We start from the raw sequence: 8,733 nt of genomic DNA on the forward strand, positions 1-8,733 counted from the left end.
CTGGTTCGAGTCCAGGTCGGGGAGCCACCCAACACCCGCACAACGGCCTTCTCGCGAAGGCCGTTGTCGTTTTTGCGCCTTCGTCTTCACGCACGCCATGCAACGCCTGATCGCCGTGGGGTTCTGGTGCAGCCTGCTCGGCCTCACCATCGCCTCGCTGGTGCCGGTCGAACTGCTGCCGCCGCAGGCCATGAACATCTGGGACAAGGCCCAGCACGCCCTGGGCTTCGCCTGGCTGGCGCTGTGGGGACTGCTGGCCTACCCGCGCCGGGCCGGCGCGGTGGTGGCGGGGCTCATCCTGTGGGGTGGTCTGATCGAACTCATGCAACTGGCCGCGGGCTGGCGCTACGGTGAATGGATCGATTGGCTGGCCGACGCCATCGGTGTGCTGACCGTGTGGCTGCCCTGGCGCCTGCTGCCGGGACGCCTGACCGGTCGCGTTTTGCCCGCGCGCACTTGATGCCGCGGGGGCGCCGCGCACAATAGCGGCCATACCTCTCGCGCCATGACCCAGACGCCCCCGACCCGACCGCTGCCCTGGCTGGAGCCGGGGGAGCCCTTCCCGCCGGTGGAACAGGCCTGGGGCCCGCACGACCCCGCCCCCGGCCTGTTGGCCGCCGGCGGCGTGCTGGACGTGCCCACGCTCGTGGCCGCCTATTCGCGTGGCATCTTTCCCTGGTACAGCTCGGGCCAGCCCATCCTGTGGTGGAGCACCGATCCGCGCATGGTGCTGTCGCCGACCGAGTTCCGGCTGCACCGTTCGCTGCGCAAGACCATCCAGAAGCTGCTGAACGCGCAGCGGCTGGAGCTGCGCATCGACCACGACTTCGAGCGCGTGATCCTGGCCTGCGCCCAGACCCCGCGCGACGGCCAGAGCGGCACCTGGATACTGCCGGCCATGGTGCAGGCCTATACGCGCCTGCACCGCGCCGGCATGGCCCATTCGGTGGAAACCTGGATCGACGGCGAGCTGGCCGGCGGCCTGTACGTGGTCAACCTCGGTGCCATGGTGTTTGGCGAATCCATGTTCAGCCGGCGCAGCGACGCCTCCAAGATCGCCCTGGCGGGCCTGATGGCGCTGTGCCGGCGGCACGGCATCACGCTGGTGGATTGCCAGCAAAACACCGCCCACCTGGCCTCCATGGGCGGGCGGCTGATGCCGCGCGATCCCTTCGTGCAGCACGTGCGCCTGGCGCTGCTGCAGCCCGCGCCCCGATGGGAATTCCGGCCCGTATACTGGCGCGAGCACCTTTCCATCGGCGACGAACGCGCGTGACGCACCTCAAGGACCTCCCGCTCCAGGCGCTGCAGTTCTACGCCACCGCGCCCTATCCCTGCAGCTACCTGGCGGGACGGCAGGCGCGCTCCCAGGTGGCCACGCCCAGCCACCTCATCCACAACGACGCCTATTCCGATCTGGTCACGCACGGCTTTCGTCGCAGTGGCATGTTCACCTACCGCCCTTACTGCGACGGCTGCAGCGCCTGCGTGCCGCTGCGCGTGCCGGTGGCGGGCTTCCAACCCAACCGCAGCCAACGGCGCAGCCAGCGCCAGCACAGTGGGTTCATCACCCGTGTGCTCAAGCTGTGCTTCATGCCCGAGCACTACCAGCTGTACCTGCGTTACCAGAACAGCCGCCACGCGGGCGGCGGCATGGACCACGACAGCGTGGACCAGTACACCCAATTCCTGCTGCAAAGCCGCGTCAACTCGCGCCTGGTGGAGTTCCATGAACCCGACGCCCAGGGCCGGCCGGCGCGGCTCAAGATGGTCTCGATCATCGACGTGCTCAACGACGGCCTCTCCGCGGTCTACACCTTCTACGAGCCCGACGAGCGCTGCAGCTACGGCACCTACAGCGTGCTCTGGCAGATCGAGCAGGCGCGGGCGCTCGAGCTGCCCCACGTCTACCTGGGCTACTGGATCGCGCAGAGCCCCAAGATGAACTACAAGGCCAGCTTCCGCCCGCACGAGGTCCTGGTGGACGGCCGCTGGACCGCGGCCGACGCCTGATTCGATCCCACCGCAGGGTTTTTCACCGATGCTGCGGTGCGGCGATTTCATCTTGTAAGATGGGGTTTGCACATCCGACCATGAGCAAACGATCCGACTCCCCCCCCACCGCCCCCACCGTTCAGGTGCTGGAGCGCATGTTCAACCTGCTGGAGGTGCTGGCCTCGCGCGAGGAGGCGGTCTCGCTGAAGGAAATCAGCGAGAAGACCGGCCTGCATCCCTCCACGGCGCACCGCATCCTCAATGACCTGACCATCGGCCGCTTCGTCGACCGCCCCGAGGCGGGCAGCTACCGGCTGGGCATGCGCTTGCTGGAGCTCGGCAACCTGGTCAAGGCCCGGCTGAGCGTGCGCGACGCCGCCCTCGGGCCCATGCGCGAGCTGCACAAGCAGATTCAGCAGCCGGTGAACCTCAGCGTGCGCCAGGGCGATGAGATCGTCTACGTGGAGCGCGCCTACAGCGAGCGCTCGGGCATGCAGGTGGTGCGTGCCATCGGAGGCCGTGCGCCGCTGCACCTCACCTCGGTGGGCAAGCTTTTCCTGGCCGACGACGACCCCACGCGCGTGCGCGCCTACGCCACCCGCACCGGCCTGGCCGGCAATACACGCAACAGCTTCACCCAGCTGCCGGCACTGGAGCGTGAACTCGCGCAATGCCGCCAGGCTGGCGTGGCGCGCGACAACGAGGAACTGGAGATGGGCGTGCGCTGCATGGCCGCCGGCATCTACGACGACCAGCGCAAGCTGGTGGCGGGTTTGTCGATCTCGGCGCCGGCCGATCGCATCGACGAAGGCTGGCTGCCCCGCCTCAAGGCCACGGCGGCCGAGATCTCGGCCGCGCTGGGCTTTCCGGCCAGCCGCTGACGCGCCGGCCTTGCCCGGGCATCAGCCCTGGGGACGCACCTTGCTGGCGAGCAATTCGCCCTGGTGCTCCACCCAACGGCGCACGCGCTCGGCGTCCTGCACGCGGCCCAGCTTGCCACTCGCGTCAAGGAACACCATGATCAGTTGGCGGCCGGCCACGCGGGCCTGCATCACCAAGCAGCGACCCGCTTCGGAGATGTAGCCGGTCTTCTGCAGGCCGATGTCCCACTCGGGGTTCTTCACCAGGCGGTTGGAGTTGTTGTACTGCAGCGTGCGGCGGCCCACGTCCACTTCATAACCCGGCGACGTGGACAGGTCGCGCAGCATGGGGCGTTCATAGGCGGTCGACACCAGAGTGGCCAGATCGCGGGCGCTCGAGCGGTTGTCGCTGGACAGCCCCGTGGGCTCCACGTAGCGCGTGTCGTGCATGCCCAGCTCGGCGGCCTTGGCGTTCATGCGGCGCACGAACACATCGAGGCCACCGGGATAGGTGCGGCCCAGCGCATGCGCCGCGCGGTTCTCGCTCGACATCAGCGCCAGGTGCATCAACTCGCCGCGCGTCAGCTGGGTGCCCACGGCCAGGCGCGAGCGGCTTCCCTTGAGGGTGTCGACGTCCTCGCTGGTGATGGTGATCACCTCGTTCATGTTCAGGCCCGCCTCCACGACGACCAGGCCGGTCATGAGCTTGGTGAGCGAGGCGATGGGCAGCACGGCCGAATCGTTCTTGGAGAACAGCACCTCATTGGTCTGCTGGTCCACGACCAGGGCCACGCTGGAATTCAGGTCCAACGCGTCGTCCATGCCATGCAGGCCGAGGCGCTGGCCCACCGACACCACCGGTGGCGTGGCCACGCGCACCACGCTGGGTTTGGCGCTGATGGCACGGGGCTTGGACGCGGGCGCTGCCTTGACCAGCGTGAGCTTGCGCGAAGCGACGCTTTGCTTGCGCTTGGCGGTGGTGACCCTGGTGGTCTTGGTGACCTTCTTGGTGGAGCGGCTGGCCACCTTGGGCTTGCTGGTCTTCTTGACCGGGGCCTTGGCAGCCTTGCTCGTCTTGCTGGTCTTGGCCGAGGAACCGGAGGCCGCTTGCGCCACACCCGTCGGCCCGAGCGCCCCGATCAACGCAACCGCCATAGCAGCAATCAGCGATTTCAGGGCGATCGGACGGAACAACATGACTCAACTCCAGCAAGACGGGACCAGCGCTGGGGCGGAGTATAGGGAGTCAGAAAAAAATCAGCAATATCAAAAGCTTGGACGGTGGTCTTAAGTGATCGGTGGAATAGACGCGCGTTTGGAGGTCAATTTCCACCGATCAATAAGGAAGTTCTACAAGTCGTTGAAACGTTTGAACTTTATCCCTGTGCCGCCACCCGGTCGGCCTTGCTGTGCAGTTTGTTGAGTGCGCTCAGGTAGGCCTTGGCCGACGCGACCACGATGTCCGGGTCCGCGCCCACGCCGTTGACCACGCGGCCACCATGCTGCAGCCGCACGGTGACCTCGCCCTGACTTTCGGTGGAGCCGCTGGTGATGGCGTTCACCGAATACAGCAGCAACTCGGCGCCACTCTTGACGTGCTGCTCGATCGCCTTGAGCGAGGCATCGACCGGGCCGTTGCCGTCGCTGTCGCCGCGCAGTTCCTTGCCATCCACGGTGAACACCACGCTGGCGTGCGGACGCTCGCCGGTCTCACTGCGCTGGGCCAGCGAGACGAAGCCGTACTGCTCCTTCTCGGCGGTGACGCTCTCGTCGCTCGCCAGGGCCAGGATGTCCTCGTCGAAGATCTCGGCCTTGCGGTCGGCCAATTCCTTGAACTTGGCGAAGGCCGTGTTGATCTCGGCCTCGGACGCCATCTCGATGCCCAGCTCCTGCAGGCGCTGCTTGAAGGCGTTGCGGCCCGAGAGCTTGCCCAGCACGATCTTGTTGGCGCTCCAACCCACGTCCTCGGCGCGCATGATCTCGTAGGTGTCGCGCGCCTTGAGCACGCCGTCCTGGTGGATGCCGCTGGCGTGCGCGAAGGCGTTGGCGCCCACCACGGCCTTGTTGGGCTGCACCACGAAGCCGGTGGTCTGGCTCACCATGCGACTGGCGGGCACGATCTGAGTGGTGTCGATGGCCACGTCGAGGCCGAAGTAATCGCGGCGCGTGCGCACCGCCATCACGATCTCCTCCAGCGAGCAGTTGCCCGCGCGCTCGCCCAGGCCGTTGATGGTGCATTCCACCTGGCGCGCGCCCCCGATCTTCACGCCCGCGAGCGAGTTGGCCACGGCCATGCCCAGGTCGTTGTGGCAATGCACGCTCCAGATCGCCTTGTCCGAGTTGGGAATCTTCTCGCGCAGGGTGCGGATGAAATGGCCATAGAGCTCGGGCACCGCGTAGCCCACGGTATCGGGGATGTTGAGCGTGGTCGCGCCTTCCTTGATCACGGTCTCGAGCACGCGGCAGAGAAAGTCCACGTCGCTGCGATAACCGTCCTCGGGGCTGAACTCGATGTCCTGCACCAGATTGCGCGCGAAACGCACCGACTGCTTCGCCTGCTCCAGCACCTGCTCGGGCGTCATGCGCAGCTTCTTCTCCATGTGCAGCGCGCTGGTGGCGATAAAGGTGTGGATGCGCGCGCGGTTGGCGCCCTTGAGCGCCTCGGCCGCGCGCGCGATGTCGCGGTCGTTCGCCCGCGCCAGCGAGCACACCGTAGAGTCTTTGATGTGGTCAGCGATGGCCTTCACAGACTCGAAGTCCCCGTTGGAGCTGGCCGCAAAGCCGGCCTCGATCACGTCGACTTTCAGGCGCTCGAGCTGGCGCGCGATGCGCAGCTTCTCGTCCTTGGTCATGGACGCGCCGGGTGATTGCTCGCCATCGCGCAGGGTGGTGTCGAAAATGATCAGCTGTTCGCTCATGGGGGCTCCTTGTTGTGTTCGCGCGCCTCAGGGCGCCACGCGTTCCATCGTTTCCTGCGTCTGCTCGGGCGCCACGCGCCGCAGGCCCGAAACGATGGCCTTAAACGAGGCGGACACGATGTTCGTGTCACGCCCCACGCCGAAAACCGTGTGGCGCTCGTCCACGCGCAGTTCCATGTAGGCCATGGCCTGCGCCTGGGCACCGGCGCCGATGGCGTGCTCATGGTAGTCGAGCACGCGCACCGACCGGCCGGTGGCCGCGTTGAGCGCATTGACGAAGGCGTCGATGGGCCCATTGCCCTGCCCTTGCACGGGCACCACCGCGCCCGCCCAGTCCACGTCGGCCGTGACACGCACGCTGCCGCCGGCCAGCTCGGTGGTGGTCGCGTTCGCAGGTGCAGGCGCCGACAGGGCGTACTCGCGCTCGAACAACTGCCACAAATCCTTGGCCGTGAGTTCCTTGCCGTCCAGGTCCATCACGGCCTGCACCACCTGGCTGAACTCGATCTGCAGGCGGCGCGGCAGCTCCACGCCGTACTCGGTCTCGAGCAGGTAGGCGATGCCACCCTTGCCCGATTGGCTGTTCACGCGGATCACGGCCTCGTAGCTGCGGCCCAGGTCCTTGGGATCGATGGGCAGATAAGGCACGTTCCAGATGTCGTCCGCCCGGCGCGCCGCGAAGGCCTTCTTGATCGCGTCCTGGTGCGAGCCCGAGAACGAGGTATAGACCAGGTCACCCACGTAGGGGTGGCGCGGATGCACGGGCAGTTGGTTGCAGTGCTCCACGGTCCGGCGGATCTCGTCGATATCGGAAAAATCCAGCCCGGGCGACACGCCCTGGGTGTAGAGGTTGAGCGCGACGTTGACGAGGTCGAGGTTGCCCGTGCGCTCGCCATTGCCGAACAGGCAACCCTCCAGCCGATCGGCCCCGGCCATGAGCGCGAATTCGCCCGCCGCCGTGCCGGTACCGCGGTCATTGTGCGGGTGCACCGACAGGACGATGGATTCGCGCCGCGCCAGGTGGCGGTGCATCCACTCGATCATGTCGGCGAAGATATTGGGCGTGCTGTGCTCCACCGTCGACGGCAGGTTGACGATGCACTTGTGCTCGGGTGTGGGCGCCCAGACCGCGGTGACCGCATCGACCACCCGCTTGGAGAAGGCGAGTTCGGTGCCCGAGAACATCTCGGGCGAGTACTGGAACGTCCAGCGCGTGTCCGGCTGCTCGGCCGCCAGGCGGGCGAACAGTCGCGCGTTGTCCACGGCGAGCTCCACGATGGCGTCCTCGTCCATGCCCAGCACCACGCGCCGCATGATCGGCGCAGTAGCGTTGTAGAGGTGGACGATCGCGCCGCGCGCACCTCGCAACGCCTCGAAGGTGCGGCGGATCAGGGGCTCGCGGGCCTGGGTGAGCACCTGGATCGTCACGTCGTCGGGGATCAGGTTCTCTTCGATCAGGCGGCGCACGAAGTCGAACTCGATCTGCGAGGCCGAGGGGAAGCCCACCTCGATTTCCTTGAAACCGATCTTCACGAGCTGCTGGAACATGCGCAGCTTGCGCTCCAGGTCCATGGGCTCGATCAGTGCCTGGTTCCCATCGCGCAAATCGGTGCTCAGCCAAGCGGGGGCCTTTTGGATCACGGCGTCTGGCCAGGTGCGGTCCTTGAGGCCGACGGGCCGAAAAGCGGCGTACTTGCTTGCAGGTTGCTTCAGCATGGTGTGGACTCTCTCGTGTCGACAGAACCCGCAACCCCAAAATACAAACGGCCCGTTGCGGGTGCAAACGGGCCGTTGGTGTGAGTCGCTCGCGCGCTACCGCATCTGCCCGTGAAGGACAGCCAGTAGTAGCAGCGAGGCGGCTTGGGAAAACATGCGATGCAATGTATCACAAAGCCCGCGAGGGCCGATAGGGCTTGTCCATGGGCTCAATGGCCGATCAGTCGTGCAGACCGCGTTCGTCGGGCTCGTCGGTGGAGGTGCTGATCACGCTGGTGGGCCGGCCCTTGGACTTTCGCCACAGGTACACCCCATAGCCCGACAGGCCGTAGACCACGAACAGCAGGAACAGCACGGTGGGCGGGTGGATGTTGATCACCGCGATGCCCAGGGCCACCAGCACCAGCGCGGCGAAAGGCACGCTCTTCTTCAGGCTCAGGTCCTTGAAGCTGTAGAAGGGCACGTTGGTCACCATGGTGAGGCCGGTGTAGAGCGTGAGCACGAACATCACCCAGCTCACGTCCTGCGGCGGCACCCCCGCCTCCTGCATGAGCCAGATGAAGCCCGCCACCAGCGCCGCCGCCGCGGGTGACGGCAGGCCCTGGAAGTAGCGCTTGTCCACCACACCCGTGTTGACATTGAAGCGTGCGAGGCGCAGCGCGGCGCAGGCGCAATAGACGAAGGCGGCGATCCAGCCCCAGCGCCCCAGGTCGCGCAGGCTCCATTCGTAGGCGATGAGCGCGGGCGCCGCGCCGAAGGACACCATGTCGGAGAGCGAATCCATCTGCTCGCCGAAGGCGCTCTGCGTGTTCGTGAGGCGGGCCACGCGACCGTCCAGGCTGTCGAGCACCATGGCCACGAAGATGCCCACGGTGGCGAGGTCGTAGCGGCCGTTCATGGCCATGACCACCGCGTAGAAACCGCCGAACAGCGCGGCCAGGGTGATCATGTTGGGCAGGAAGTAGATGCCCTTGGGGCGCCGACGCGCCTCGTTCAGGGGCTCCACTTCGGTGTCGTTTCCGTCGTGCATGTCGTGTGTTGGGATGAAATCCGTCGTCCGGAAAGCCATGCAGTGTACGTGGGGGCGAACAAACAAAAAAGGGCCAGGGCCGCGCACGGCCCTGGCCCGGGAACGGCGCTTGCCGATCAGTTGCGGGTCTGGTCGACCAGCTTGTTCTTGGCGATCCAGGGCATCATGGCGCGCAGCTGGGCGCCCACCACCTCGATGCTGTGCTCGGCCGTGT

General features: G+C 66.6%; 8 protein-coding genes. 4 read left to right on the top strand and 4 right to left on the bottom strand.

Going from position 1 to position 8,733, the window contains the following annotated elements; all coding sequences use genetic code 11:
- Positions 1 to 97 precede the first annotated feature (97 nt).
- The 4 genes from BGO22_RS15240 to BGO22_RS15255 all read left to right on the top strand — a co-directional run bounded on the left by BGO22_RS15240 (position 98) and on the right by BGO22_RS15255 (position 2,876).
- The gene (locus tag BGO22_RS15240; RefSeq protein WP_070399886.1) at positions 98 to 460 is read left to right on the top strand and encodes a VanZ family protein; all 363 of its coding nucleotides are present in this window, start codon (positions 98 to 100) and stop codon (positions 458 to 460) included.
- A 45-nt stretch (positions 461 to 505) separates the two neighbouring features.
- Positions 506 to 1,276 carry a leucyl/phenylalanyl-tRNA--protein transferase gene (gene aat / locus BGO22_RS15245; RefSeq protein ID WP_070399885.1) on the top strand — a complete coding sequence of 257 codons (771 nt, stop codon included), beginning with the start codon at positions 506 to 508 and terminating at the stop codon, positions 1,274 to 1,276.
- Positions 1,273 to 2,013, top strand: coding sequence for an arginyltransferase (locus tag BGO22_RS15250; protein WP_070399884.1), 741 nt, complete (start codon positions 1,273 to 1,275; stop codon positions 2,011 to 2,013). The genes aat and BGO22_RS15250 overlap by 4 nt, the downstream gene beginning before the upstream one ends.
- Positions 2,014 to 2,093: 80 nt before the next feature.
- Positions 2,094 to 2,876 carry an IclR family transcriptional regulator gene (locus tag BGO22_RS15255; protein ID WP_070399883.1) on the top strand — a complete coding sequence of 261 codons (783 nt, stop codon included), beginning with the start codon at positions 2,094 to 2,096 and terminating at the stop codon, positions 2,874 to 2,876.
- A 21-nt stretch (positions 2,877 to 2,897) separates the two neighbouring features.
- On the opposite strand, the gene BGO22_RS15260 is transcribed toward BGO22_RS15255, so the two are convergent.
- From BGO22_RS15260 to pssA, 4 genes are all read right to left on the bottom strand, one after another.
- Complete coding sequence (locus BGO22_RS15260; protein WP_070399882.1) at positions 2,898 to 4,052, bottom strand: serine hydrolase; 1,155 nt, start codon at positions 4,050 to 4,052, stop codon at positions 2,898 to 2,900.
- 179 nt (positions 4,053 to 4,231) lie between these two features.
- Positions 4,232 to 5,773 carry a 2-isopropylmalate synthase gene (locus BGO22_RS15265; protein ID WP_070399881.1) on the bottom strand — a complete coding sequence of 514 codons (1,542 nt, stop codon included), beginning with the start codon at positions 5,771 to 5,773 and terminating at the stop codon, positions 4,232 to 4,234.
- A gap of 27 nt (positions 5,774 to 5,800) precedes the next feature.
- Entirely contained in the window at positions 5,801 to 7,489 is a 1,689-nt protein-coding gene (leuA, locus tag BGO22_RS15270) for a 2-isopropylmalate synthase (RefSeq protein ID WP_070399880.1), read from the bottom strand.
- 220 nt (positions 7,490 to 7,709) lie between these two features.
- Positions 7,710 to 8,519 carry a CDP-diacylglycerol--serine O-phosphatidyltransferase gene (gene pssA, locus BGO22_RS15275; protein WP_070399879.1) on the bottom strand — a complete coding sequence of 270 codons (810 nt, stop codon included), beginning with the start codon at positions 8,517 to 8,519 and terminating at the stop codon, positions 7,710 to 7,712.
- Positions 8,520 to 8,733: the final 214 nt, after the last annotated feature.

It is taken from the genome of Hydrogenophaga sp. 70-12 (assembly GCF_001897365.1).
Lineage (GTDB): Bacteria > Pseudomonadota > Gammaproteobacteria > Burkholderiales > Burkholderiaceae_C > Hydrogenophaga > Hydrogenophaga borbori.